The organism is Glycomyces terrestris (genome assembly GCF_003933745.1).
Taxonomy (GTDB): Bacteria; Actinomycetota; Actinomycetes; order Mycobacteriales; family Micromonosporaceae; genus Glycomyces; species Glycomyces terrestris.
In genome coordinates this window covers 124,991-147,330 of the sequence record NZ_RSEB01000006.1, presented here as the reverse complement: position 1 = coordinate 147,330, position 22,340 = coordinate 124,991, and the positions used below count along the sequence as shown (strand labels likewise).

General features: G+C 73.4%; 23 protein-coding genes. 12 read left to right on the top strand and 11 right to left on the bottom strand.

Annotated features, from left to right (window positions below; genetic code table 11):
- Positions 1 to 23: 23 nt before the first annotated feature.
- On the bottom strand, positions 24 to 1,478 hold the full coding sequence (locus tag EIW28_RS20785; RefSeq protein ID WP_125249630.1) for a family 43 glycosylhydrolase: 1,455 nt from the start codon (positions 1,476 to 1,478) through the stop codon (positions 24 to 26).
- A 249-nt stretch (positions 1,479 to 1,727) separates the two neighbouring features.
- Between EIW28_RS20785 and EIW28_RS20780 the strand changes: the two genes are divergently transcribed.
- The 5 genes from EIW28_RS20780 (at position 1,728) to EIW28_RS20760 (ending at position 7,669) form a co-directional block, all read left to right on the top strand.
- Entirely contained in the window at positions 1,728 to 3,662 is a 1,935-nt protein-coding gene (locus EIW28_RS20780) for a serine hydrolase domain-containing protein (RefSeq protein WP_125249629.1), read from the top strand.
- Positions 3,663 to 3,693: 31 nt separating this feature from the next.
- Entirely contained in the window at positions 3,694 to 5,007 is a 1,314-nt protein-coding gene (locus EIW28_RS20775) for a sensor histidine kinase (protein WP_125249628.1), read from the top strand.
- Positions 5,004 to 5,660, top strand: coding sequence for a response regulator (locus EIW28_RS20770; protein WP_125249627.1), 657 nt, complete (start codon positions 5,004 to 5,006; stop codon positions 5,658 to 5,660). Before EIW28_RS20775 ends, EIW28_RS20770 begins: the two co-directional genes overlap by 4 nt.
- A 61-nt stretch (positions 5,661 to 5,721) precedes the next feature.
- Positions 5,722 to 6,687 carry an NAD(P)-dependent alcohol dehydrogenase gene (locus tag EIW28_RS20765; protein WP_125249626.1) on the top strand — a complete coding sequence of 322 codons (966 nt, stop codon included), beginning with the start codon at positions 5,722 to 5,724 and terminating at the stop codon, positions 6,685 to 6,687.
- Positions 6,688 to 6,739: 52 nt separating this feature from the next.
- Positions 6,740 to 7,669, top strand: coding sequence for a diacylglycerol/lipid kinase family protein (locus EIW28_RS20760; RefSeq protein ID WP_125249625.1), 930 nt, complete (start codon positions 6,740 to 6,742; stop codon positions 7,667 to 7,669).
- Positions 7,670 to 7,803: 134 nt separating this feature from the next.
- Here the strand turns inward: EIW28_RS20760 and EIW28_RS20755 are convergent, their stop codons facing one another.
- Positions 7,804 to 8,823 (bottom strand): LacI family DNA-binding transcriptional regulator, encoded by a 1,020-nt coding sequence (locus EIW28_RS20755; RefSeq protein ID WP_158630486.1) that lies wholly within the window; start codon positions 8,821 to 8,823, stop codon positions 7,804 to 7,806.
- 164 nt (positions 8,824 to 8,987) lie between these two features.
- Between EIW28_RS20755 and EIW28_RS20750 the strand changes: the two genes are divergently transcribed.
- Entirely contained in the window at positions 8,988 to 10,034 is a 1,047-nt protein-coding gene (locus EIW28_RS20750) for a serine hydrolase domain-containing protein (RefSeq protein WP_125249623.1), read from the top strand.
- Between the two features lie 16 nt (positions 10,035 to 10,050).
- On the opposite strand, the gene EIW28_RS20745 is transcribed toward EIW28_RS20750, so the two are convergent.
- The gene (locus tag EIW28_RS20745) at positions 10,051 to 10,611 is read right to left on the bottom strand and encodes a DUF4291 domain-containing protein (protein ID WP_125249622.1); all 561 of its coding nucleotides are present in this window, start codon (positions 10,609 to 10,611) and stop codon (positions 10,051 to 10,053) included.
- A gap of 159 nt (positions 10,612 to 10,770) precedes the next feature.
- Here EIW28_RS20745 and EIW28_RS20740 point away from each other — a divergent pair, with 159 nt between their 5' ends.
- Positions 10,771 to 11,163 carry an SH3 domain-containing protein gene (locus EIW28_RS20740; RefSeq protein ID WP_125249621.1) on the top strand — a complete coding sequence of 131 codons (393 nt, stop codon included), beginning with the start codon at positions 10,771 to 10,773 and terminating at the stop codon, positions 11,161 to 11,163.
- Positions 11,164 to 11,221: 58 nt separating this feature from the next.
- Here EIW28_RS20740 and EIW28_RS20735 read toward each other — a convergent pair whose 3' ends face one another.
- On the bottom strand, positions 11,222 to 11,923 hold the full coding sequence (locus tag EIW28_RS20735; protein WP_125249620.1) for an AfsR/SARP family transcriptional regulator: 702 nt from the start codon (positions 11,921 to 11,923) through the stop codon (positions 11,222 to 11,224).
- A gap of 371 nt (positions 11,924 to 12,294) precedes the next feature.
- Between EIW28_RS20735 and EIW28_RS20730 the strand changes: the two genes are divergently transcribed.
- A complete protein-coding gene (locus tag EIW28_RS20730; protein ID WP_125249619.1) occupies positions 12,295 to 13,542 on the top strand; it encodes a serine hydrolase domain-containing protein in 1,248 nt (415 codons plus the stop codon).
- A gap of 4 nt (positions 13,543 to 13,546) precedes the next feature.
- On the opposite strand, the gene EIW28_RS20725 is transcribed toward EIW28_RS20730, so the two are convergent.
- Positions 13,547 to 14,488 (bottom strand): anti-sigma factor RsbA family regulatory protein, encoded by a 942-nt coding sequence (locus tag EIW28_RS20725; RefSeq protein ID WP_125249618.1) that lies wholly within the window; start codon positions 14,486 to 14,488, stop codon positions 13,547 to 13,549.
- A 263-nt stretch (positions 14,489 to 14,751) separates the two neighbouring features.
- Between EIW28_RS20725 and EIW28_RS20720 the strand changes: the two genes are divergently transcribed.
- Positions 14,752 to 15,552 (top strand): SigB/SigF/SigG family RNA polymerase sigma factor, encoded by an 801-nt coding sequence (locus EIW28_RS20720; RefSeq protein WP_125249617.1) that lies wholly within the window; start codon positions 14,752 to 14,754, stop codon positions 15,550 to 15,552.
- A 4-nt stretch (positions 15,553 to 15,556) separates the two neighbouring features.
- Here the strand turns inward: EIW28_RS20720 and EIW28_RS20715 are convergent, their stop codons facing one another.
- The 3 genes from EIW28_RS20715 to EIW28_RS24375 form a co-directional block, all read right to left on the bottom strand.
- Entirely contained in the window at positions 15,557 to 16,519 is a 963-nt protein-coding gene (locus tag EIW28_RS20715; protein ID WP_125249616.1) for an anti-sigma factor RsbA family regulatory protein, read from the bottom strand.
- Positions 16,516 to 16,860, bottom strand: a complete 345-nt coding sequence (locus tag EIW28_RS20710; protein ID WP_158630485.1) for an STAS domain-containing protein — start codon at positions 16,858 to 16,860, stop codon at positions 16,516 to 16,518. Before EIW28_RS20710 ends, EIW28_RS20715 begins: the two co-directional genes overlap by 4 nt.
- Before the next feature lie 115 nt (positions 16,861 to 16,975).
- Positions 16,976 to 17,125, bottom strand: coding sequence for a hypothetical protein (locus tag EIW28_RS24375; RefSeq protein ID WP_158630484.1), 150 nt, complete (start codon positions 17,123 to 17,125; stop codon positions 16,976 to 16,978).
- A gap of 120 nt (positions 17,126 to 17,245) precedes the next feature.
- Here EIW28_RS24375 and EIW28_RS24370 point away from each other — a divergent pair, with 120 nt between their 5' ends.
- Positions 17,246 to 18,070, top strand: a complete 825-nt coding sequence (locus EIW28_RS24370) for an alpha/beta fold hydrolase (RefSeq protein ID WP_158630483.1) — start codon at positions 17,246 to 17,248, stop codon at positions 18,068 to 18,070.
- A 100-nt stretch (positions 18,071 to 18,170) separates the two neighbouring features.
- Here the strand turns inward: EIW28_RS24370 and EIW28_RS20700 are convergent, their stop codons facing one another.
- Complete coding sequence (locus EIW28_RS20700) at positions 18,171 to 18,917, bottom strand: TetR/AcrR family transcriptional regulator (RefSeq protein ID WP_197717405.1); 747 nt, start codon at positions 18,915 to 18,917, stop codon at positions 18,171 to 18,173.
- Positions 18,918 to 19,036: 119 nt separating this feature from the next.
- Here EIW28_RS20700 and EIW28_RS20695 point away from each other — a divergent pair, with 119 nt between their 5' ends.
- Positions 19,037 to 20,263 (top strand): DUF418 domain-containing protein, encoded by a 1,227-nt coding sequence (locus tag EIW28_RS20695; protein WP_125249614.1) that lies wholly within the window; start codon positions 19,037 to 19,039, stop codon positions 20,261 to 20,263.
- Here the strand turns inward: EIW28_RS20695 and EIW28_RS20690 are convergent.
- Complete coding sequence (locus EIW28_RS20690; protein ID WP_125249613.1) at positions 20,260 to 21,039, bottom strand: MerR family transcriptional regulator; 780 nt, start codon at positions 21,037 to 21,039, stop codon at positions 20,260 to 20,262. The genes EIW28_RS20695 and EIW28_RS20690 overlap by 4 nt on opposite strands.
- A 56-nt stretch (positions 21,040 to 21,095) precedes the next feature.
- On the opposite strand from EIW28_RS20690, the gene EIW28_RS20685 reads away from it, so the two are divergent.
- Positions 21,096 to 21,710, top strand: a complete 615-nt coding sequence (locus tag EIW28_RS20685) for a hypothetical protein (RefSeq protein WP_125249612.1) — start codon at positions 21,096 to 21,098, stop codon at positions 21,708 to 21,710.
- Here the strand turns inward: EIW28_RS20685 and EIW28_RS20680 are convergent, their stop codons facing one another.
- The gene (locus EIW28_RS20680) at positions 21,711 to 22,256 is read right to left on the bottom strand and encodes an NUDIX hydrolase (protein ID WP_125249611.1); all 546 of its coding nucleotides are present in this window, start codon (positions 22,254 to 22,256) and stop codon (positions 21,711 to 21,713) included.
- Positions 22,257 to 22,340 lie beyond the last annotated feature (84 nt).

Sequence of the window (22,340 nt, the reverse complement as noted above, 5' to 3'; positions counted from 1 at the left end):
CGGCAAGCGCTGGCCCAGCGGCGCTACTCGAGGCGGAACGTGGCGGCCGCGCGCTCGGCGTCGGTGGCGGCGGTGAGCAGGTTGACCAGGCCGTTCACGTGGCGCAGGTAGCGGCCGGGGAAGTTCGCGGCCTCGAACGAGGCCGCGGCGGCGTCGGCCAGGCCCGCGCGGCGGTGGAAGCTCGCGTCCTGGCGGAACTGGGCCGAGCCGTCGCCCGCCTCGAGCCACAGCTCGTAGTTCCGGTGCCGCAGGTAGCGGCCGGGGAAGTTCGCCGACTCGAGCGAGACCGTGCCGGAGCCGGCCAGGCCGGCGACGATCCGGAACTGCGAGTCGGCGAGCATCGCGGGGGTCGCGTTGGCGCGGAGCCGGAAGTCGTAGTGGTTCAGGAAGACCGTGGACGAGCCGTGGGCGGCGAAGCGGTACGGGGTGGCGCCGTCGGCGACCGGGATGCCGAAGTCGGGGGTGCCGTCGGACCTCCAGTAGAACTTCTGGACCCGGGTGTGGCGGTTGGGGTCGTAGAGGGGATCGCCGCTGATGTCCTTGTACGGCCGGGCGTGGTAGACGATGAGGTCGCTCTGGCCGTCCTCGGAGACGGTGAAGGAGTTGTGGCCGGGCCCGAACTGGCCGGTGGCGTCGCTGCTGCGCAGGACGGGCTGGGGGCTCTTGGTCCAGGAGGAGGCGCTGAGGAGGTTCGCGCCCTCGGCGGCGGTGAGGAGGCCGACGGCGTAGTTCGCGTCGGTGGCGCTGGCGGAGAAGGTCATGAAGACGCGGCCGTTGCGCTTGACGACGGCCGCGCCCTCGTTCACCTTGTGGCCGATGGTCTCCCAGGAGTGCGTGGGCTTGCTGATGCGGACCGGCGTCCCGGTGATCGTCCACGGGCTCGACATCGCGGCGAGGTAGAGGCTGGTGCCGCTGCCGAGCTCGGGGTCGCTCTGGGCCCAGCAGAGGTAGCGGGTGGAGCCGCTGGTGAACGTGGTGGCGTCCAGGGAGAACGAGTCGCGCGGGGTGGTGATCTGGCCGCGCTCGGTCCAGGTCCCCGACAGGGGGTTGGCGCTCGCGTTCTCGAGGGCGTACATGCGGATGGCCCACACGTCGTCGGCGCGGCCGGCCGCGAAGTAGACGTACCACTTGCCGCCGATGTAGTGGAGTTCCGGCGCCCAGATGTGGGCGCTCATGGGGCCGCCGGCGTGCTTCTGCCAGACGGTGACCTCCTGCGCGGTGGCGAGGCCCTGGATGGTGGTGGCGCGGCGCATGACGATCCGGTCGTAGGCCGGGACGCTCGCGGTGAAGTAGTAGTAGCCGTCGGTGTGGCGCACGATGAACGGGTCGGCCCGCTGCTGGACGAGCGCGTTGGAGTAGAGGACGCCCGGGCTCGCCGAGACCGGGGCGGCGGGCCCGAACGGGGCGACGGCGGCGGCGACGGCGGCCGCGCCCGCGGCTTGGAAGAGGCGCCGGCGGTGGAACGGTGTGCTGCGCATTGGACCTCCGAGGGAAGGGACGGGTCGGGACGGTACATGGCGGCCACCAGGTGATGTTCACGGTAACCAAGCGGCGGGCGCAAGTCAATACATCCATTCATGTGAATGCCGTGGCGGCGGCCTCCCCCAAAGGTCGCAAGCGGGATTCCGACTCGCGCCAGATGCCGGGCACCGCGCGAACCGGACACGATGGTCGGACCCGAACGGCCTCCCGGTCCACTCCGGACCGGCGCACCCACAGGAGACGACATGACCGCCCCGCAACCCGTCCGCGCCGGCGCGGCGGCCGCCGCCCTCGCCGCGATCGCGATCATCGCGACCGGCTGCGGCGCCGGCGATCCCGACCTGCCCGACCCCGAACCGCCCGCCGCGCCGGAGGCGTTCACCGCCGCGAACGTCGACGCCTGGCTCGACGAGACCCTTCCGACGATGCTGGAGGACTCCGGCATCGCCGGGGCCGCCGTCGCCGTCGTCGGCGACGGGCAGGTCCTCACCACCCGCGGCTTCGGCCTCGCCGACACCGCCGCCGGGACCGAGGTCGACCCCGCCGAGACGCTGTTCCGCCCCGGATCGGTGTCCAAGGTCTTCACCGCGACCGCCGTCATGCAGCTCGTCGAGGACGGCGTGCTCGACCTCGACACCGACGTCGCCGCGTACCTCGACTTCGACATACCACGCGAGTACGAGGAGGATCTGACCCTGCGGCACCTCCTCAGCCACACCGGCGGCTTCGAGGAGCGCATCGCCGGGCTCATCGGCGTCGCCGGCGCCGAAGTGGACCTCCGCGAGGCCCTGGCGACCGACCCGCCCCGGCAGGTCTTCCGGCCCGGCACCACGCCGTCGTACTCCAACTACGGCAACGCCCTCGCCGGGTACATCGTGGAGCGCGCGAGCGGACTCCCGTTCGAGGCGTACGTCGACCGCGAGATCCTCGACCCGCTCGGCATGGACTCGTCCTCGTTCGCCCAGCCGCTGCCCCCGGACCTCGCCGACCGCATGTCGAACGGGTACGCGAGCGCCGAGGGACCCGCGCAGCCGTTCGAGCACGTCGGCACCCCGCCTGCCGGGGCCCTCTCGGCCACCGCCGACGACATGGCGCGGTTCATGCTCGCGCAGCTCGGCGCCGGCGGCGTCGACCTGCTCCAGGACGCCACCCGCGAGCAGATGTTCGCCCCCGCGCTCGACGAGGGCAGCCTCGCCGAGTTCGCCGGGGCGCAGCGGATGACGCTCGGCTGGTTCCAGGAGGACCAGAACGGCCGCCGCGTCGTCGGCCACGGCGGCGACACCAACTGGTTCCACTCGCACCTGCACCTCTACCCCGACGACGGGGCCGGGATCTTCGTGTCCTTCAACAGCTCCGGCACCGAGGGCGCGGAGACACTCGGCCTGCGCGCCGACCTCATGGCCGCGTTCGCCGACCGGTACTTCCCCGGCGAGACCGCGACGGCCGCCGCCGCGGGCGAGGACGCGGCCGCGGTCGCGGGCACGTACTTCTCCTCGCGCGGCTCGCAGTCCACGTTCCTGTCGGCGCTCGACGCCTTCAACACCACCGAGGTCACCGCCCTCGACGACGGCCGCCTGTACTTCGCCTCCGATCCCGGCACCCTCGAACCGGGCGTCTTCGCGCCCGTCGGCGACGGCGTCTGGAAGGAGGTCGGCGGCGACCGCACCATCGCCGTCCGCACCGAGGACGGCGAGGTCACCGGCATCGTCCACGACGCGGCGTTCACCTTGCTGCCCTTGGACGCCGAACGGAAGCTCGGCGTGCCGCTCCTGGCCGCGTCGACGGCGGGCCTGCTGCTGGCGCTCCTCGCCTGGCCCGCCGGCGCGGTCTACCGGAAGCTGCGGGGCCGGCCCGGACCGGGCCGCGAGGGCCGGCGCTGGCGGGTGCTCGTGCGCGTCGGCGCCGCCTGCTCGGTGCTGGCGGTCGCCGGCTGGGTCGCGATCGTGGTCATGGCGATGTCGCTCCAGGACCCCTCGGCCGCGCTCATCCGCGCCGTGCAGGCGCTCCAGCTGATCGGCGTGCTCGGACTGGTCCCGGCGGCGGTGCGCCTCGTCGGCCAGATCCGCCGCAGGGCGGGCTGGCGGGCGGTCACCGGTACGGTGGTCGTGTTCCTGGCCCTGGCGGCGGTCGCGGACTTCGCGTTCGAGTTCCAGCTGCTCTCGCCCGACATCACCTACTGACCGCCGCGGCGGCCGACGACTGGAGGTCCGCATGTCCGCACCGGCCACCGCGGCCGCCCGGCGCAGGCCGAGCCCGGGAGCGCGCCTCGACCGCGCGCTCTCCCGGCTCGGGGCCACCGGGCCGTTCGCGAGGGACGCCCTGTTCGCACTCCTGGTCGCCGCGGTGACGCTCGGCTCGTTCGCGGTCATGGCCCGGCTCGCCCCGGCCGACCCGGCCCTGCGGGTGAGCGCCGGCGACGTCTGGACGATGGGGGCGCTCGCCACCGCGCAGTCGCTCCTGCTGTGCCTGCGGCGGGTGCGGCCACGGTGGTGCCTCACCGCGATCGTCGCGCTCCAGCTCGCGATCATCGCCACCGCGCCGCAGATCATGGCGCAGGGCTTCGGGCCGGCCATCGCGGCGTACACGCTCGGGGGCCTCGCGGCCTCCCGCACGGTCCTGCGCTTCGCGGTCGCCGCGGTCGTCCTGGAGACGGCGATGTCGGCCGCGGCGACCTGGGGCGAGCCCGGCGCGGCCGCGACGGTCGCGAACCAGTTCGCCTCCAGCGCGATGCTGTACGCGGGCGCCTCCTTCATCGGCGCGTACGTGGCCGCGAAGCGGCGCAACCGGATCATGGAGCGCGAGCGCGGCGAGGCGGTGCTGCGGGCCGCGCGCGAGCGCGAGGAGTCCGCGATCCTCGCCGAGCGCGGCCGCATCGCCCGGGAGCTCCACGACGTGGCGGCGCACCACCTGTCGGGCATGGTCGTCCAGGCGGCGGCGGTGGAGCGGCTCATCGAGCGCGACCCGGCCGCGGCCCGCGAGGGGGCGGCGTGGATCCGCGCGCAGGGCAAGGAGACCCTGGCGAGCCTGCGGCAGGTGGTGGGGCTGCTGCGCGAGCGCAGCGGCGAGGGGAACGCGCCCGTGCCGGGCCTGTCCGCGCTCGACGCGCTGGTGGAGGAGTCGCGGCGGCTCGGCGACGACGTCAGGTTCGAACGCGAGGGCGAGCCGCTGGTGCTGCCGCCGATCGCCGACATCTCGCTGTACCGAATCGCGCAGCAGGCGCTCACGAACGCGCGGCAGCACGCGCCCGGCGCGGTGGTGCGGCTGCGGCTGGCGTACGAACCGCACCATGTGGACCTGGAGGCCGCGAACGGGCGGCCGCGGCGCGAGCCGGCGGCGGTCGGGCACGGCGGCACGGGCCTGGTCGGGATGCGGGAGCGGGCCGACCTCGTGGGGGCCGAGTTCACGGCCGGGCCGACCGTCGACGGCGGCTGGGCGGTGCGGCTGCGGCTGCCGGTGCGGGAGGCCGACCGCGAGCGGCGGGCCGGGGGCGGCGACGGATCGGCAAGCGGGACAGGAGGACGATGATCAGGGTGCTGCTGGTGGACGACCAGGCGGTGGTGCGCGCGGGCTACCGGGTGCTGCTCGAGGACGCCGGGGACATCGAGGTGGTGGGCGAGGCGTCGAACGGCCCGTCGGCGGTGACCGCCGCGGCGCGGTTCCAGCCGGACGTCATCTGCATGGACGTGCGGATGCCGGGCGGCGACGGGCTCGCGGCGACGCGCGCGATCACGGCGGCGCGGGAGGGCGACCGGCCCGCGGTCCTGGTGGTGACCACGTTCGACCCCGACGAGTACGTGTTCGGGGCGCTGGAGGCGGGCGCGAGCGGGTTCATCCTCAAGGACTGCGAACCGGAGGAGCTGGTGGACGCGGTCCGCCGCCTCGCGGCGGGGAAGGGCCTGGTGGACCAGGCGGTGACCCACCGGGTCATCACCGAGTTCGCGCGGCGGCGCCGGGTCGCGGCCGATCCGGCGGCGGCCGGGATGCTCACGGCGCGGGAGGCGGAGATCGTGCGGCTGCTCTCGCGCGGCATGTCGAACGCCGAGATCGCGCGGGAGCTGTTCGTGGAGACCAGCACGGTGAAGTCGCACCTGGGCCGGGCGATGGCGAAGATCGGCGCGCGCGACCGGGTGCAGACCGTGGTGTGGGCCTACGAGAACGGGCTCGTCGAGGACCGCTGAGCCGGGCCGGCGGGCAGGCGCTGTCTATGCTGGACGGACCGGCGCGAGACAGGAGTCCGCCATGCGAGCCGTCATCCAGGAGCGGTACGGGAGCCCCGACGTCATCGAGCTCGGCGAGCTCCCGGAGCCGGTGCCGGCGGACGGCGAGGTGCTGATTGAGGTCAGGGCCGCCTCGCTGAACGGCTCCGACCGCGAGAACCTCGCCGGGAGCCCCTTCTACTCCAGGATCGGCGGCCTGCGGCGCCCGCGGCACCCGGTGCCGGGGTCCGATGTGGCGGGCGTCGTCGCGGCGGTCGGGAGCGCGGTCGGCGAGTTCGCGCCCGGGGACGAGGTCTTCGGGGAGCTCGCGGGCTACCGGGGCGGGCTGGCGGAGTACGTGGCGACGCCGCCGGCGCTCCTGGCCCGCAAGCCGGCCGGACTGTCCTTCGTGGAGGCGGCGGCGATCCCGCAGTCGGGCTGCATCGCCTACCGGGCCACGCTGGGCGTGCGGGAGGGCGACGCGGTGCTGGTCAACGGCGCGGGCGGCGCCGGGGGCGCGTTCGTCGTCGGCCTCGCGAAGCACCTGGGCGCGGAGGTGACGGCCGTCGACCGGGCCGACAAGGCCGACTACCTGCGGCTGATCGGCGCCGACGAGGCGATCGGGTACGAGGACGAGGACTGGGCCGACCATCGCGACCGGTACGACCGGGTCGTCGACCTGATCGGGCACCGGTCGCCGTTCCGGGTGCACCGGGCCCTGCGCCCCGGCGGGCGCTACCTGATGGTCGGCGGGCGCACGCGCATCCTGCTCGCGACGCTCCTCGCCGGCCCGGCCGCCGGAGCCCGCGCGGGCAAGCGGGTCCGGGTGCTGGCGGTGCCGCAGTCGCGCGCCGACCTGGAGGCGGTCACCGAGCTCGTCGTCGCGGGGGCGGTGGCGCCGGTGATCGACCGGGTGTACCCGCTGGCCGAGGCCGGGGCGGCCTTCGAGCGGATCGCGTCGGGGCGCAATCGGGGGAAGGTCGTCGTCGAGGTGCCCGGGTCCCGCTAGGCTGGGTTGGCAGACGCTGGCTCTGCTTTCCGTGCGCGGCAAGGAGAAGGTGATGGCGGGCGACCGGATCGCGATCGTGTGGAACCCGGCCAAGGCCGCGCGCGAGAAGCTCGTGCAGGCGATTCCGGGCACGGACGCCGCGCTCACCTGGCACGAGACCGCGCCCGACGACCCCGGGTTCGGGGCGGCCGACGAGGCGATCAGGACCGGCGCGGAGGTGATCGTGGCGGCCGGCGGCGACGGGACGGTCCGCGCCGTGGCCGAGCGGCTCGCGCGCACCGACACCAGGGCCGAACTCGGCATCGTGCCGATCGGCACCGGGAACCTGCTGGCGCGCAACATCGGCGTCCCGGTCAACGACCTGCCGGGCGCGTTCGCGCGGGCCTTCGAGGGCGCGGCGACGCCGCTCGACCTGGGCTGGCTCGACGCCGAGATCGACGGCGAGCGCGTGCGGCGGGCCTTCACCGTGATGGCGGGCTTCGGGATCGACGCGCACATGATCGCGGAGACCGACGACGACCTGAAGAGCCGCGTCGGCTGGCTGGCCTATGTGGAGTCGCTGGGGCGGGCGGTGAACGCGACCCGGGTGGTCGAGATCGACCTCGCCGTGGACGGCGGCGCGCCGGTACGCACGATCGGGCACACGCTCCTGGTCGGCAACTGCGGGACGCTCCAGGGCGGCATCCGCCTGCTGCCGGACGCCGACCCGGCCGACGGCGAGCTGGACCTGCTGCTGCTCAGCGCGGAGGGCCTCGGCCAGTGGCTCGACACGCTCCGGTCCTTCGTGTGGGACAACGGGGTCCGGCGCCTGATCACCGGTCAGGACCGGGCCGCCAGCGCCGAGACCGCGGAGCACGCGCGGGCGCGGCGAGTTGCGGTCGCGCTGTCGGAGCCGCTGGTGGTGGAGGTGGACGGCGACGACCTCGGGGAGGCGGCGTCGTTCGCGGTCGAAGTGCAGGAGGACGCGGTCCGCGTCCGGTAGGCAGTAGCACCCCAGGCGAGCCGATCGAGTCGCTGCGGCCGCTCGCAAGGCGGAAGGCCCCGATCCCGGTGGGATGTCGGTGAGGCCGGCAGCGCGGCGAGCGGGCGCCGGCCGTCAGGGGGCCGCGGCACCGCCTACCGGCTGGGCGCGGCGACCGAGGCGCGGGAGACGAACTCGGTCGGCAGGTTGAGTTCGGCACCGCTGGCGTCGCCGTCCTCGATGGCGGCGAGGAGCTTCGTGACGGCCCGCTCCCCCATGTCGCCCCAGGAGCAGCGGACGGTGGAGAGGGCGGGCGCGGCGAGGTCGGCGCCGAAGATGTCGTCGAAGCCGATGATGCTGAGGTCGCGCGGGAGCGCGACGCCGTGTTCGAGGCAGGCGCCGAGGAGGCCGAGGGCGACGAGGTCGTTGTAGGCGAGGACGGCGGTGACGTCGGCGGCCATGACGGCGGCGAACGCGTCGGTGCCGCCGTCGCGGGTGGGCGCGGAGGACTGGATCTCGGTGATGGCCATGCCGCGGTCGGCGGCGAGGTCGTGGGCGGTCACCCAGCGCATGCCGTTCATCCAGGAGGCCTCGGGGCCGGCGAGGTAGGCGATGCGGCGGTGGCCGAGGCCGTGGAGCAGGTCGAGGGCCTCGACCATGCCGGGGCGGACGTCGGGCGCGACCGAGGGCACGCCGGGGACGGGGCGGTTGACGACGACGAGGGGCTTGGCGGCGGCGAGCTCCTGGATCTGGGCGTCCTCGAGTCGGGAGGCGACCAGGAGGAGGCCGTCGACGGCGATCTGGAGGCGCTCGGCCGTGGACCGCTCGAGTTCGGCGGACTCCTGCGAGTCGGCGAAGACGAGCATGGCGTCGTGCTCGCGGGCGATGCGCTCGGCGCCGCGCACGAGGTCGAAGTAGACGGGGTTGGTGAGGTCGGAGACGAGGAGGCCGAGGGTGCCGGTCTTGCCGGTGGGGAGGGCCCGCGCCATGGGGTTGGTGCGGTAGCCGAGGTCGGCGGCGGCCTCGCGGATGCGCCGCTCGGTGCTGGCGCTCACGCGGCCGGGCTGGTTCAGGGCCCGGGAGACCGTGGAGGGGTTGACGCCCGTGATCCGGGCGATGTCGTAGATGGTCGCGGGAGCCTTGCTCTTCGGCGCCGGACGGGCCTTGTCACCCACGCGTCCCCCTTCGGATCGTCGATCGCCTCGCATGGGTGTTGATCACCGTCCGGGCAAGCTGATCATAAGAGTTCATTTCAAGTTCTCCGCACCTCGGGTCGCCCGCGCACCGCATACGACGATACCCAGTTGCGGCGGCGGCCGGCAGCGCCGAGACTGTCGGGATGCAGACCAGCGACGTCGACGCCGTGCTCGACCGGCTCGAATCCGAACGCGACTTCTCCGGGTCGGTCCTCATCACGCGGGGCGGCCGGACGGTGTACGAGGCGCACCGGGGGCTCGCCGACCGCGCCTGGGGCGCGCCGATCGGCGGCCGGACCCGGTTCGGGCTCGGGTCGGTCACGAAGATCTTCACCGCGGTCGCGGTCCTCGACCTCGTGGCGGAGGGGCGGCTGGCGCTGGACGCGCCGGTGGCCTCGGTCCTGCCGCCGGAGCGGCGCCCGGCCACGCTGCGGGAGGACGTGACAGTCCGGCACCTGCTGACGCACACCTCGGGGATCGCGGACTACTTCGAGGAGGAGACCGCCTCCGACGACTGGGCGGCGGAGTTCGCGGCCCTGTGGCGCGACCTGCCGGTGTACCGGGTGCTCACGCCGGCCGACTACCTGCCGCTGTTCGGCTCGCTGCCGCCGTACCGGGCCCCGGGCGGGCGCTTCCAGTACTCGAACGCGGGGTTCATCCTGCTGGGCCTGGTGGTCGAGGACGTCTCGGGAACCGACTACGTCACGGCGGTCCGGGAGCGGGTCTTCTCCCCCGCCGGCATGGACGAGAGCGGGTTCTTCGCCGCCGACGAGGTCCGCCCGGACGTGGCGACGGGGTACCTGCGCCCGTCCGAGCCGGGCGGGGCGTGGCGGACGAACGTGTTCGCGATGCCGTCGGTCGGCGCGCCGGACGGCGGCGCGTTCTCCTCGGCGCGCGATCTCGACCGGTTCCTGACCGCTTACGGCGCAGGGGAACTGGTGCGGCCGGCACTGCTGGAGCAGGCGCTGGGCCCGCAGGTCCACATCGGGAGGATCACCTCGATGGGCCTGGGCGTGTACCTGTTCGGCGACGACGACAAGCGGGCGTTCGGCGCGGAGGGCGGCGACCCGGGGGCGGAGGCGCTCATCCGGCGCTACCCGGTGCTCGACGTGAACACGGTGGTGCTCAGCAACGTCAACGACTCGGCGTGGACGGTGGACGAGACGGTCCGGGAGATCGTCAAGCGCTAGGGCGCGCCCGCGCTGGTCACGGGCGCAGGCGCCGTTCAAGGTCCTGCGGGAGCGGGTAGACGCGCTCGGGCGGCAGCAGCCGCTGGGCCTTGGCGGCGCCGCCGCGCTGGATCTGGTCGGCGGCCTTGCGGACGGTCGGCGTGAGGTCGGTGAGCCCGACGACCCACTCCTCGGCGAAGGCGCGGATCAGGTGGCGGCCGACGCCGACCTGGATGCTGTAGTGGTTGAGCGCGGCGCCGCGCGCCGAGCGCTCGGGGTCCCACTGGACGTGCACGGGCGCGCCGGCGAGCGCGGCCGGGTCGCCGGTGGTGAGGACGGCGTTCGCCAGCGCTTCCTCCCAGCCGTCGCGGGTGATCCGCACGGCGAGGATCCGCTCCTGGCCGGATTTGCGGGCCCAGTTGCTGCGGTGCATGAGCCACAGGAACGAGGGCTTGATCCACGTCATCCGGTTGAACGAGAACGGTGCGGTGAAGCGGCCGGCGCGCAGTGCCGCGTCGGCGATCGCGGGCGCGTACGCCTGGTAGACCACGATGGTGCGGGCGTCGTAGTCGGCGCGGATCTCGTACTGGGAGGGCATGTCCGGCAGCCTGCCACCGGGAGCGCGCGCGGGGCAACCGCGTTTCCCGTTGCGGCCGTTGTGCGGGCGTTGTGCACGCGGTGTTCGCCGCCGGTGCCGTCACTGTGCGCGACGGTCCGACCATGGATGCGTAGGCTCCATACCCAAGGAGGAATGCCAGTGAAACCCTTCGCCAGAAGGCTCGCGGGATTCGCGGCGAGCGCCATGCTGGTCGTCGCCACCGTCGGCTTCTCGTCCGCGCAGGCGGGCGCCCAGGAGACCGCGGCGTCCGACGTCGGCGCCCAGAGCAGCTGCAACCACGCGTGGTCCGTCAAGGACGGCAGCATCGGCTGGACCCTGAGCAACGGCGTGAACATCCGCACCGGACCGCACAACTCGAGCCCGGCGTGCACCATCGTCGGGCAGGCCCAGATCGCGCACGACCTGCGGTACGACTGCTGGGACTACGGGACCGGCGGCACCTGGTCGCACATCTACGACTACAACACCGGGGTCTCGGGCTGGATCAAGGACAGCCTCCTCTACGACAACGGGGCGGCCATCCGGTGCTGATCCGGCACTAGCGCTGCGCACGCGCCCGGGCCTCTCGCGGGGCCCGGGCGCTTCGCGTTCAGGGGGACGGGTACCGGCTGTCGGCGAACGGCTGCTCGTCGCGCAGGATCGAGACGTGGAGCCGCTGGAGCGCCTGGCCCGGTTCGATGCCGAGCTCCTCGCTCAGGCGGAGCCGGTGGATCTCATACGCCTTCAGGGCCTCGGCGGCCCGGCCGCTCGACTGGAGCGCGGACATGTACAGGTAGAGCAGCCGCTGCCGGTCCGGTTTCGCGGCCACGAGCTCCGAGAGCTCGCCGATGATCACGTCGGAGCGGCCGAGGCGCAACTGCCAGGCCGCGCGCGATTCGATCGCGCCGAAACGCGATTCCTCGAGGCGGTGCGAGGACGCTTCGAAGACCTTTCCGGTGAGTCCCATGAGCGCCGGCCCGCTCCAGACCGCGAGCGCGTCGTCCATCGACTGCACGGCCGCGTCGAATCGCTCCGCGGCGGCGTGCATTCGCGCCCGTTCGGCGAGTCGGTTGAAATCGCAGCAGTCGCACTGCACATCGCCGGAGGCGATCCGGTAGCCTTGCGCGACAGTCTGAACGGGATCGAATCCGTGACCCTTGAGGACTCTGCGCAGGGAGGCGACGCGGTTGCGGACCTGCCTGCGCGCGGTCGCGGGGGGATCGTCGTCCCACAGCGCCTCCACGATGCGCTCGATCGAGACCGCCGCTCCTTCGCCCAGCAGGAGCAGCGTCAGTATCTTCGGATACGTCATCCCGCGGATCTCCACGGGTCGGCCCTCATGACGCGCTTCAAAGGGACCTAGCAACCGAAACTCCACCCATTGCTCCCAGTGTGGTTCGGACTGGAAATTCCTGGCTCTGCGAACGAATTCTATGCGAATCGGAAGATCATTTCCGTCCCCGTTTCCACGTCATTCTTGACATTGGGGCGCAACGGTTCCAGGCGGTGCCGGTGTGCCTCGAGAAGTGCCCTGGGGCGCGGTTGGGGCCGGGCGGTCGTGCCGCCCCTCGGCGTCTCCGCCGTTCGGAGGAGGCGCGGCGGCGCACGTCCTCCTGTGGACAGAGGCGGATTTCCGCCGTTCTGCGGTGGTTCCGGGCCGCGCGATCTCCTAGCGTCGGAGGCATGCGAAGACTGCTTACCTCCCTGAGCGCCCTCGCGCTCATCGCCGTCCCCGGCGCCGCCGCGGCGCAGACCTCCGACCCCGGGCTCGACGAGTCCCTCCTCGACCGCAAGCTCGACGCCCTCGCCGACGCCGCCGACCACTCGATCGTCGCCGAGGTCCGCCTCGGGGACGACACCTGGTCCGAGGCGGCCGGCAGGCGCGAGATCGACGGCGGCGGCGGCCGCGTCGACGAGGACGACCGGGTCCGGATCGCGAGCCTGACCAAGTCGATGGTCGCCGCCGTGCTCCTCCAGCTCCAGTCCGAAGGGGAGGTCGACCTCGACCGGCCCCTGAGCGACTACCTCCCCGGGCTCCTCCCCTACGACGAGGAGCCGTCGGTCCGGCAGGTCCTGCGGCACACCAGCGGCCTGAACGACTACTTCCAGTACCTGTACGCCTCACTCGCCACCGGCGACATGACCGACGTGTACGCGAACCACCGCACCCACTTCGCGCCCGAGGAGCTCATCGCGGTCGGCACGCAGGACCCACTGCTGTTCGCGCCCGGCGAGGGCTGGTCGTACTCGAACACCGGGTACCTGGCGCTGGGCCTGCTGGTCGAGGAGCTCACCGGGGACGAGCTGCGCGAGGTGCTCGACGACCGGATCTTCGACCCGGCCGGCCTGCGCGACACCTACCTGCCGCGGGACCGCACCTCGGGCATCCGCGGCGCGAACCCGGTGCCGTACCTGACCACGGGCGACCCGCGGGACCCGTACTTCGACACGACGCGCCTGTCGAACGACCAGATGTGGGCCGCCGGCGGCGTCATGTCCACGATGGAGGAGGTGAACGACTTCTACGACGCGCTCCTCGACGGCACCCTGCTCGACGCGGCGGAGCTGGCCGAGATGCGCGAGTTCACGGAGATCGCGCCCGGCAACTCCTACGGCCTCGGCCTGATCGGGCTGGTCCTCGGCTGCACCGCCGACCCGGGCGAGGTCTTCCTCGGGCACACCGGCGGCGGCCTGGGCCACCAGACGTACTCGTTCCACTCCGCCGACGGCGAGCGGCAGATGACGTTCACGTGGAACGTGGACGACCGGCACGGCGCGGCGGACCCGGCCGAGCTGAACTGGGCGCTGGGGTCGTTCCTGATCGCGGGGCTGTGCGGGGAGGACGTCGGCGAGATGCCGGCCGGCGCCCGGGCGCAGGCGCAGGCGGTGCCCGACCTGGTGCTGCTGAGCGAGCTGACGCGCGCCGGCTGAGGCGCTAGGGCAGCCGCAGGTAGACCCGCATCGTGGTGCCCTCGGGACCGGTGTGCATGCGGAGCAGGTCCACCACGTGGTTGACGAGCAGGAGGCCGCCGCCCTGGGAGTAGTCGTCCACGGGGCGGCGGCCGACGAGCGGGTCGGTGATGCGGCCGCCGTCGCTGACCTCGCACACGAGGTGGTCGTCCTCGGTCCAGATGCGCAGCAGGCCGGAGCCGCCGCCGTAGCGGATGCTGTTGGTGACCAGTTCGGTGACGGCGATCTCGAGGTCGACGAGGCGGTGGGCGGACAGGCCCGCCTTGCGGCCGTAGGAGGTCGTGAACCAGCGGGCGTTGTCGACCGAGTAGCGGTCGACGCCGCGCTCCACGGCCGAGCGCGGCGGGGCCGGCAGCGGCCGGTTGTAGCCGTCGATGACGCGGGCGGGGTCGTACTCGGCGCTCTCGCGGGTGCCCTTGGCGTCCATGAGGACCGGGTGGGTGGCGAGGGAGTCGGCGATCGCGCGCTCGTCGAGGCCGTCGAGGTCGTACGGGCACAGGATGGCGGCGTCGCGGCCCGCGAAGGCGAGGTTGATGAGCGCCTCGTGCTGGGCGCACGCGGGGTACTCGGCCTCGCTGCGGGAGGCCCAGATCGGCTCGCCGATGATGCTCACGCGCCGTCCGGGGTGGCGGTCGGCGAACTCGCGGAGCACGCCGGGGATGATGCGCCCGGGGTTGGCGCCCTCCTCGGTCATGTCGAGCAGCAGGACGTGCTCGCTCGCGGCGCCGAGGGCGTCGCGGATGAGTTCGAGGTTGGGCCCGGGGACGGACACCGCGGCGGGCTCGCCGGCCGCGAGCGCGGACTCGATGAACGGAATGGTGCCCTCGAGGTACTCGGCAGGCCCGGAGTAGTAGAACGCAGGGTGGTGAAACGGTTCCTCAGTGGCACGGTCTGCCCCGGTCGTCATCTCCACCTCCTTCGGTTCAATAGTGCCACAGGACCATTACCGGCGAACGCGGTCGTGATTCCGTGAAATTAGCATGTGATGTGTACCACAAATAGGTTTATTAAATGGGTTACCATCCGGTAGGTGACATTGCCGCAAACCCCTCCTATTATGAGGAGAACGACGTTCCGAGGGCACCCCCGCCCTCCGGACCACAGGAGCAAATAGACGGACACGCACGGCGTCTGCGCCCCGCCCACAAGCGATACGGGAGGACGACGAAAATGACCGACACACGACAGGAACAGCGCAGGACCAAATCGGACGACTACGGCCACCTGGAGCCGCTGTTCGAGGAGCTCGGGCGTCTCGAACCGGACGACCCGAGGTGGTCGGAGGTCAGGGACGAGCTGGTCACCGGATACCTGCCGCTCGCGGAGCACATCGCCCGCCGCTACTCCGGCAAGGGCATCGCCAAGGACGACCTGGTGCAGGTCGCCTCGGTCGGGCTGATCCACGCGGTGGACCGCTTCGACCCCTCCAAGGGCTCGGACTTCCTCTCCTTCGCCGTCCCCACGGTGATGGGCGAGGTGCGCCGCCACTTCCGCGACACGACCTGGCCGATGCGCGTGCCGCGCCGGCTCCAGGAGCTTCGCCTCTCCCTCAACAACGCCAGCGCCGAGCTCTCCCAGAACCTCGGCCGCCCCCCGACGGAGGCCGAACTCGCCGAGCACCTCGGCGTCACCGAGCGCGAGGTCCTGGAAGGGCTGGAGGCCCGCCAGGCGTACCGGCCGGTCTCGCTCGACGAGTCGCCGTTCGAGCAGGACGGCCGACTGCCGCTGGCCGAGACGATGGGCGACGAGGACACCGCGCTCGAGCTGGTGGAGAACCACGAGTCGCTGGTCCCGCTCATCCAGGAGCTTCCGGAGCGCGAGCGCAAGATCCTGGCGCTGCGCTACTTCGGCGACATGACCCAGACGCAGATCGCGGAGGAGGTGGGCATCTCGCAGATGCACGTCTCCCGGCTGCTGAGCAGGACGCTCAACGAGCTCCGCGAGGAGCTGGCCGACTCGATGGAGGTCTAGCGCCTCAGGCGGCGGGCAGCCGCAGGTAGAAGCGGACGGTGGTCCCGCGAGGGCTGGTGTGGACGCGGAGCAGGTCGACGATCTGGTTCACGAGCACCAGCCCTCTGCCGTGGAACTGGGACTCGTCGGTCGGCATCCGGCCAGCGAGCGGGTCCGTGATGTGCCCGGCGTCGCTGACCTCGCACACCAGGTGCGAGGGCTCGGTCCAGATCCGGAACGTGCCGGTGCCGCCGCCGTGCCAGATGCTGTTGGTGAGCAGCTCGGTGATGACGATCTCGAGGTCGACGAGCTGGAGGCTGGTCATCCCGGCGGCGCGCGCGTACGAGGTGACGAACCACCGCGCGTTGTCCAGTGTGGAGCTGTCGGCGCTGCGCTCGACGGCCCGCCTCGGCGCCGGGTCCAGCGGCAGGTTGTAGGCGTCGAGGATGCGGTCGGGGTCGTACTGCTCGCTCGGGTGGCGGCCGGTGCGGTCGATGAGGAGCGGATGCGTGGCGCGGGCGTCGGCGATCGCTTGCGCGCTCAACCCGTCGGTGTCGTAGGGGCACAGCTTGGTGACGGGGCGGCCGTCGAAGGCGAGGTTGAGCAGGGCCTCGTGCTGCACGCAGGCGGGGTACTCGAGTTCGCTGCGGCCGGGCCAGATCGGCTCGCCGATGATGCGGATGCGGTGGCTGCCCTTGTGGGCGTCGACGAAGGAGCGCAGGACGCCGGGGATGATGCGGCCGGGGTTCGCGCCCGCGTCGGCCATGTCGACGAGCATCACGCGGTCGGCGGCGGAGCCGAGGGCGGTGCGCAGGGACTCGAGGTTGTGGCGCGGCACGGCGGCGGCGACGGGCTCGTCGGCGCTGAGGCCGTCCTCGATGAAGGGGACGGTGCCTTCGAGGTACTCGCTGCGGCCGGAGTAGAACAGGGCCGGGTGCTCGAAGCCGTTCCGGGTCTCTGGGGAGCCTTCTGCGGCGACTGCGGTCATCGTTGTTCGCCCTCGATCTCGATAGCGGCCCCGGAGTCGGGCCAGAGGACTTCCATGACACGGTGCAGTCCGGGCGGGGCGTCGTGCACGACGACGCGCTTCCCGTCGCTCAGTTCGTCCGCGATGTTCACGAGCAAGGTGACTCCTCGAACGTCGATGAATCTGAGCTCGGCGAGGTGCACATGGGCCTCGGCCGTCCGACCGGTGGCCAGCCGCAACGCATGTTCCCATTCGTCGTGGCCGTTCAAATCTATCTCACCGAACACGGCGAGGCCGTCCGTATGGCATTCACACTCTTCGATCCGCAATGGCCAGATGTCGACCGCGGGTTCTGCCGTCACGACACCTCCCAATGGGTTCCTGCTGCTCCGGACGATGACGCTGACGAATGCTATCACCGGCCGTCGCGGCCCCATTGGGAGTCGCGCCGCCGCTCACCGGTCGGGAGAGCGGCCCTCAGCCTCTGCGGAGGCGGTCCTTGCGGTGCTCGGATTCGAGCCGCTTCTCCGACCGCTTCTCGGCGTGGTGCTCGAGGGCGTAGTCGAGCAGGGCCTTCGCCACGGCCAGGCCGATGGTCCACGCCAGACCCCTGATGATCGGCATCATGTCGAACCGCTCCTTCCGCCGTGCTGTCCTGCCCTGAGCGTTCCCGGGGCCGCGGAAGCCAAACTCGGAGCGGTCCCGGGAGCGGGTGACGGTACCCTCGTGGTCGCGAGAGGGGGTGCGATGCGGGACTGGAACTGGCGGCGCCTGCGCGAGCGCCACCGGCTGGCCGCCGCCGCGCCGCGGCCCGACGGGGTGTTCGAGAGCCGCTTCGCCCGCGTCGACGGCGTGCGCCTGCACTGGCGGGCGACCCGCGAGGACCCGCCGGGGACGCCGGTGCTGCTGGTCCACGGGATGGCCGTCTCGCACCGGTACCTCATGCCGCTGGCGGCCCGGCTGGCCGGGCGGTTCCCGGTGCGGGCGCTGGACATGCCGGGCTTCGGGCTCAGCGGCGAACCGGGCGCGCCCGCGGACGTGTCGGCCCTCGCGAAGTGGATCGCGGTCTGGCTGGAGACGATCGAGGAGGGGCCGGTGGCCGTCCTCGGCAACTCCTTCGGCGCGCAGGTCGCGACGGCCCTGGCCGAGGAGCACCCGGCGCTCGTGCGGAGCCTGGTCCTGGTGGGGCCGACCATGGACCCGGCCTACCCGACGAAGCTGCGGCAGACGTGGCACTGGGTGCGGGGCCTGGCGTACGAGGACCCGGGGCAGCTGCCGGTGATCCTGCGGGACCTGGCCGACGCGGGCCTGCGGCGCGCGTGGCGGACCTTCGACGCCGCGCTCGACGACCGGATCGACCTGCGCCTGCCGAACGTCCGGGTCCCGGTCCTCATCACGCGCGGCGCGAAGGAGGCGGTGGCCTCGCAGCGGTGGGTCCGCGAACTCGACCGGCTGCTCCCGCACGCCGAGACCGCGGTGGTGCCCGGCGCGCCGCACGACGCGAACTACACGTCGCCTGACGAGCTGGCCGCGCTCGTGGTGCCGTTCCTGGAGCGCACCGCGGACGGATGAGTCCGGACGCGACACCCGTCCCTAACGTGCCTGCCGCGGGCGGCGTCATCCGGGCCGCTGGGCGTGACCGGTTGCGGCCCTGTGCTTCCCGCGGGGCCGTTCAGTCGGCCGCGGCGACGGCGGCCGCGACGCCGTCGAGGACGAGTTCGAGGCCGAAGCGGAAGTCGGCCTCGCCGGTGTCGGGGCCGGTGTCCTCCAGGAGGCCGCCGGCGAAGAGCGCGGCCGCGTCCGGGAAGCGCTCGGGGTCGACCAGGCGGGCCATCGCGCGCCCGTACTCGCGCTCGGCGGCGGCCTGGTCGAGGCCGGTGCCCTCGCGGCCCGTGGCGAGCGCCTGGGCGAGCTGGGCGGCGCTGGTGACGTAGCCGGAGACGATCATGAGCGCGCCGACCTTCGCGCCCCAGTCGAGGCCGGTCTCCCGCAGTGCGCGCAGGCCGGCGTCGAACCAGTCGATGCCGTTGGGGCCGCTCGGGGGGCCGGAGGGCGGGACCTGCGCGAGCCAGGGGTGCTCGCCGAGGACGCGGAGCTGCTCGGTGGCCCACAGCCGCAGGCGCTCGCGCCAGGGGCCGGTGCCGGCGAGCGCGGCGGGGACGGGCCCGCTCGCGCTGTCGCGCATGAGGTCGAGCAGTTCGTCCTTGGAGCCGACGTGCCGGTAGAGGGACATCTTCGTGACGCCGAGGGCCTCGGCGACCCGCGGGAGGGTGACGGCCGGGAGTCCTTCGCGGTCGGCCAGGGCGACGGCGGCGTCGACGACGGTCCCGACGTCGAGGCGGGCCGGGCGGCCGAGCCTCGAATCGTGCGGGAGGCGCCACAGCCGCGCCAGCGCGGGCGGCACGCGGTCCTCGTCCACGGCCTGGCCTCCGTTCCGTCTCCGCGGGAATGCGGGGACATCATCGCACACCCCATTAGTGTCCCTCGTATAGTATCCTTCAGACACTATCTCGAACGCTTCGAACGAAGGAACCCGACATGACCACCCCGACCGCCGCGCCGCCCCGGCCCGGCACCGCCCGCGGACCCGTCCGCCCCGGCGAGCGCGCCCTCGCCCCCGACCTCGCCCGCGGGGCGATGCTCCTGCTCATCGCCCTCGCCAACAGCGCCGGGTACTTCCTCGCCAGCGCCCCCGGCGTCGCCGTGGAGCCGCACGGCTTCGAGCGCGTCTACAACTTCCTCCTGGTCGAGCTCGTGCACGCGCGGGCGTTCCCGCTGTTCGCACTCCTCTTCGGCTACGGGCTGGTGCAGCTCTCGCGCCGCCAGGAGCGGTCCGGGGCCTCGCCGCGGCAGGTGCGGAACGTGCTGCTGCGCCGCGGCCTGGCGCTGTTCGCGTTCGGCGCCGTCCACGGCGTCCTGCTCTACTCCGGGGACTTCCTCGGCGGCTACGGCCTCATCTGCATCCTCTTCACGCTGCTGCTGCTCCAGCGGTCCGACCGCGTGCACCGCTTCGCGCCCTGGTACCTCGCGGTGGGCGGCGTGTACGTCGCGGTCCTCGCGATCGTGACCGCCACCGGCCTGGCCGGAGGCGGCACCGGCGCGGCGGTGCCGGTGTCGCCGTTCCCGTCAGCGCAGGCGGGGTCCTATCTGGAGTCGCTGGCGGAGCGGGCGGCCGAGTGGCCGGTACACACGCTCACGATCCTGCCGATGATCCTCATGGTGTGGGTGGGCGCGTGGGCGGCGCGGCACCGCGTCCTGGAGGCGCCGCAGGAGCACCTGAAGCTGCTGCGCACCACCGCGATCGGCGGGCTCGCCGTGGCGGTGACCGCGGGGCTGCCGATGGCGCTGCTCGCCGCGGGCGCGATCGAGATGGACGAGGGCGCGGCCGCGTCGGCGAAGCTGCTGTACGAGACGTCCGGGTTCTTCGGGGGCCTCGGGTACGGCGCGCTGTTCGGCCTGATCGCGCACGCGGTCGCCCGCCGCGGCTCCGCGGGCCCGGTGCTCACGGCCGTGGCGGCCCTGGGCCAGCGCTCGCTCACGGGGTACCTGTTCCAGTCGGTGGCCTGGCTGGTCCTGGCCGCGCCGTTCGCGCTGGCGCTGGCCGACCGCGCGGCGAGCCCGCTGCTGGTCTCGGGGCTGTGCGCGGTGCTGGTGTGGGCGGCGACGGTGGTCGCGGCCGACGCGATGCGCCGCCTGCGGTACCGCGGTCCGGCGGAGGTGCTGCTGCGCCGGCTCGTGTACGTCCGCAAGGCGGCCGAGCGCTAGGCGGTGTCGCGGACACCTTCTGGGGAGGCGGGGCCTGCCGGGCGACCGGCGGGCCCCGCCTGCGTCTCGGCGCGGTTGGGGGCGACGGGGACTTCGAGGACGGTGACGCGGGAGCCGTCGGCGTCGGCGAGGTGCTCTTCGAGGGTGGGGCCGGCGACGGCGAGGCGCCGGCGGTCGAGCCAGGCGAACAGCTCCCGTCCGGCGGGGACGAGGCCGATCCCGGGGGGCACGACCGCGCGGACGACGCGGCGCGGCGGGAGGATGAGGGGGTCGCCGGCGTCGTCGGCGTGGGCGGCGGTGAAGGCGCCGTCGGGGGCGCGGGTCAGCCAGGTGAGGAGCGCTGTCGGGTCCGGGCCGCAGACGGCGGCGAGGTCCGCGGGATGGTCGATGTGGACGGTGCGCAGGCGCAGGCGCCGCTCCCCCACCGCGGTCTGCTGGGGCAGGATCGAGGAGGCGGACGCGAGGCGGTCCTCGGCGGCGGCGAGGGCGGCGGTCTTGGCGGCGATGTCGCGCCTCAGGTCTTCGATCGTCTCGCCGAGCAGGTCCCGCAGCTGGGACTCGGGGGCGTCGGCGATCTCGGCGATCCGGCGCAGCGACAGGCCGAGGTCCTGGAGGCCGCGGATGCGTTCGAGGCGGGCGAGTTCGGCCGCGCCGTACCAGCGGTACCCGGTCTCGCGGCTCACCGCCGCGGGGGCGAGCAGGCCGATGCGGTCGTAGTGGCGCAGGGTCCGCTCCGAGACCCCGGCCATGCGCGCGAGTTCGCCGATGCGCCACACGGTTCCACCTCCGGGCTTGACCTTCCCCCAGCGTCAGGGTTCTAGCGTCGCAGCCTATGAGCACTGTGCACAAGCGTCCGTTCGGCGCCCTCGTCACCGCCGCCGTCGTCCTCATGGCCGCGAGCGCGGCCGTCGCCGTCCCGGCCGGGCTGACCCTGAATCCCGCTGATGCGGCGGCGGCGCTCGACGCGGTCGCCGCGCGTCCCGGGCTGCACCTGGTGGAGCTGGCTGTGGACGTGCTCGGCTGGCTGGCGCTGGCCGCGGCGGGGCTGGTAGCGGGGCGGCAGCGGGGGGACGTCGTCGCGGCCGGGCTGCTGGCGCTCGCCGGGGCGGCGGGGATGCTGCACGACGCCGGGAACCTCGCGGTCACGCAGCTCGCGGTCGTGCCGGGCGCGGCGACGGCGGCGACGGGGGTGCTGCTGACCGCGAAGTGGACGGTGAACCTGGCCGGGCTGCTGTGGACGGCCGCGACCGCCGCGGCGGCATGGGGTGCCCCGAAATCGTTGCGGCGCACCGGCATCGCGGCCGCGGCCGCGGGTCTGGCGGCGGTGGCGCTGCCGTGGACGACCGGGACGGGCGGTCCGGGTCCGGTCCTGGAGCAGGCCGGGTACCTGCTCCATCTGCCGGTCATGGCGTGGTGGGTCGCGTTCGCGTGGCGCGGGCCGCGGTGACTACCAGCGGATGTGGATCGGGGTCGCGGGCGGGCCTTCGGCGAGGACGCGGCGCAGGAGCGCGGGGAGGCCGCGCGGCAGGACGCGGTCGGGGGCGGCCTCCATGGCGTCGGGGTCGAGCCAGGCGTGCCCGGCGGGCGCGGCGTGGGCCGGGGAGGTGAAGGCGATGTCGGCGGCGGTGGCGCGCAGGAGGAAGAAGACGTCGTCGGCGGCGACGAACGCGCCGGTGTCGATGCGCTGCTGGAGGCTGTAGCAGGTGGCGACCGGGTCGCCGAGGTCGCCGGGCGCGACGCGGAGGCGGAGTTCCTCGAAGAGTTCGCGGGCGGCGGCCTCGGCCGGGGTCTCGCCGGGCTCGATGCCGCCGCCGGGTGTGTAGTAGTAGCGGTCGCCGACGCCGCGGATCGTCGCGTCGCGGTGGAAGAGGAGGATGCGGCCGTCGGGGTCGAGGACGAGGGCGCGGGCGGTGTTGCGGCGGATCGCCTTGGGGCCGGGGTCGTCCGGGGCGGGGCGGGCCGCGGCCGGCCGCGGCGCTTCTGCGATGGTCATGGAACTCAGCGTAAAGGCCGTGTCCGACATGCGGCCGTTCGAACCGCGCGTCCGATTGCGCGGCGGTCCGACACGCGGCGCGCG

Excerpts from the sequence above, each read along its gene's own strand:
- EIW28_RS20785 (WP_125249630.1), bottom strand. The coding sequence starts at position 1,478 with ATGCGCAGCACACCGTTCCACCGCCGGCGCCTCTTCCAAGCCGCGGGC.
- EIW28_RS20780 (WP_125249629.1), top strand. The coding sequence starts at position 1,728 with ATGACCGCCCCGCAACCCGTCCGCGCCGGCGCGGCGGCCGCCGCCCTC.
- EIW28_RS20775 (WP_125249628.1), top strand. The coding sequence starts at position 3,694 with ATGTCCGCACCGGCCACCGCGGCCGCCCGGCGCAGGCCGAGCCCGGGA.
- EIW28_RS20770 (WP_125249627.1), top strand. The coding sequence starts at position 5,004 with ATGATCAGGGTGCTGCTGGTGGACGACCAGGCGGTGGTGCGCGCGGGC.
- EIW28_RS20765 (WP_125249626.1), top strand. The coding sequence starts at position 5,722 with ATGCGAGCCGTCATCCAGGAGCGGTACGGGAGCCCCGACGTCATCGAG.
- EIW28_RS20760 (WP_125249625.1), top strand. The coding sequence starts at position 6,740 with ATGGCGGGCGACCGGATCGCGATCGTGTGGAACCCGGCCAAGGCCGCG.
- EIW28_RS20750 (WP_125249623.1), top strand. The coding sequence starts at position 8,988 with ATGCAGACCAGCGACGTCGACGCCGTGCTCGACCGGCTCGAATCCGAA.
- EIW28_RS20745 (WP_125249622.1), bottom strand. The coding sequence starts at position 10,611 with ATGCCCTCCCAGTACGAGATCCGCGCCGACTACGACGCCCGCACCATC.
- EIW28_RS20735 (WP_125249620.1), bottom strand. The coding sequence starts at position 11,923 with ATGACGTATCCGAAGATACTGACGCTGCTCCTGCTGGGCGAAGGAGCG.
- EIW28_RS20730 (WP_125249619.1), top strand. The coding sequence starts at position 12,295 with ATGCGAAGACTGCTTACCTCCCTGAGCGCCCTCGCGCTCATCGCCGTC.
- EIW28_RS20725 (WP_125249618.1), bottom strand. The coding sequence starts at position 14,488 with ATGACGACCGGGGCAGACCGTGCCACTGAGGAACCGTTTCACCACCCT.
- EIW28_RS20720 (WP_125249617.1), top strand. The coding sequence starts at position 14,752 with ATGACCGACACACGACAGGAACAGCGCAGGACCAAATCGGACGACTAC.
- EIW28_RS20715 (WP_125249616.1), bottom strand. The coding sequence starts at position 16,519 with ATGACCGCAGTCGCCGCAGAAGGCTCCCCAGAGACCCGGAACGGCTTC.
- EIW28_RS24375 (WP_158630484.1), bottom strand. The coding sequence starts at position 17,125 with ATGATGCCGATCATCAGGGGTCTGGCGTGGACCATCGGCCTGGCCGTG.
- EIW28_RS24370 (WP_158630483.1), top strand. The coding sequence starts at position 17,246 with ATGCGGGACTGGAACTGGCGGCGCCTGCGCGAGCGCCACCGGCTGGCC.
- EIW28_RS20695 (WP_125249614.1), top strand. The coding sequence starts at position 19,037 with ATGACCACCCCGACCGCCGCGCCGCCCCGGCCCGGCACCGCCCGCGGA.
- EIW28_RS20685 (WP_125249612.1), top strand. The coding sequence starts at position 21,096 with ATGAGCACTGTGCACAAGCGTCCGTTCGGCGCCCTCGTCACCGCCGCC.
- EIW28_RS20680 (WP_125249611.1), bottom strand. The coding sequence starts at position 22,256 with ATGACCATCGCAGAAGCGCCGCGGCCGGCCGCGGCCCGCCCCGCCCCG.